Source organism: Pseudonocardia pini, from assembly GCF_013870575.1.
In the GTDB taxonomy this organism is placed as follows: domain Bacteria; phylum Actinomycetota; class Actinomycetes; order Mycobacteriales; family Pseudonocardiaceae; genus Pseudonocardia; species Pseudonocardia pini.
This window is the reverse complement of sequence record NZ_JACBXB010001159.1, coordinates 1-1213: the sequence shown is the minus strand read 5'-3', so window position 1 is coordinate 1213 and position 1213 is coordinate 1. Positions and strand designations below refer to the sequence as shown.

General features: G+C 74.6%; 1 protein-coding gene. It reads right to left on the bottom strand.

From position 1 onward, the window contains the following. A partial coding sequence (locus H5J29_RS33440; RefSeq protein ID WP_220188239.1) for a hypothetical protein occupies positions 1-1213 on the bottom strand: 1213 nt, incomplete at both ends.

The following is a 1213-nucleotide window of genomic DNA, read 5'->3' as shown; positions in this document are numbered from 1 at the left end:
CAGCGCGCCTGCGGCAGCATCTGCGGCGGCGAGACGAGCGAACGCCCGCGGCGCAGCGCCTTCCGGTCGGCGATCGGCGGGTCCACGGTCTCGCCCCGGATCGCGGCCCGCAGCTCGGCCTCGGTGAACCAGAAGACGTCGTCGGGGTCGGCGCGGAGCCGTCCGCCCAGCTCGCGCAGCATCCGACGGAGCTGAGGCCACGCGAGCCCGACGTCGGTCAGCGCGTCCTCCCGGATCGGCCCGAGCGTCCGGGCCCGGCGCAGCAGCGCGTCGAACACCCGCCGGCGCAGCGGGCCCAGCCGGGCTCGGACCTCGCGGGTCCTCGCGTCCCGGTCGGCGAGTATCCCCGCGCGCCGGACGTCCGGGTCGACGCCCGCCTCCGACCGTTGGAAGGCGATGGTGTCCAGCAGCGGGCCCGGCTGGTCGGCCGGGGTCGGCTCGGCGAAGTCCAGGTTGTAGACGGCGTGGCCGTAGCGGGCGAGGTGCTCGCGGAAGTGGGTGTCCCACTGCGTCGTGCCGGGCTCCTCCCGGGCGAGCGCGTAGAGCGACCGCTCGGCCCGGATCGGCTCGCTCTCCTCGCCGATGAGGAACGTGTGGGCGGCGGGGTCCCCCGGCCGTCGGACGAGCCGGTCGTAGAAGAACCCGAAGCCGATCTCCGCCGTGGCCGCGAGCGGGATCACGGACTGGACCGCGGTGTAGTAGGTCGCGCCCGCCCGGAGCAGGGTGACCACGCCCGCGAGGAGGTCCTCCGACGACAGCGCCGCGAGGTCCTTCACCGTCCACGCCGCGACGACACCGGCGTAGGTCGGGTGCGCCCGCTCCTGCCACCCCCGGACGCCGCCGCGGCTCTCCGGCCTGGTCAGGCCACGGATCGCCAGCGGCATGCGCAGCGTCATCCGGAGGAGGCCCACGTTGCGGTAGAAGTAGTACGCGTAGCCGTTGACCGTCGGGAAGCTGATGTCGCCCTCGGGGACCGAGCCGAGCACCTGGCGCAGCAGGTCCTGGATGGACAGTGTCACGGCGGGGTCGATCAGGTCCGCGAACAGCGGGGTCAGCGGGTCCGGCAACTGCTCCACGATGCTGGCGCGGAAGTACGCACCACGCGGGTACGGCAGCGGCCAGGTCTCGGGCGGTGGCGCGGCGGGCAGCGGCAGGGCCGTGATCGGCCGGGACTGCACCAGCGCGAACTCGCCCGCGGCCCGGGTCCACTCGA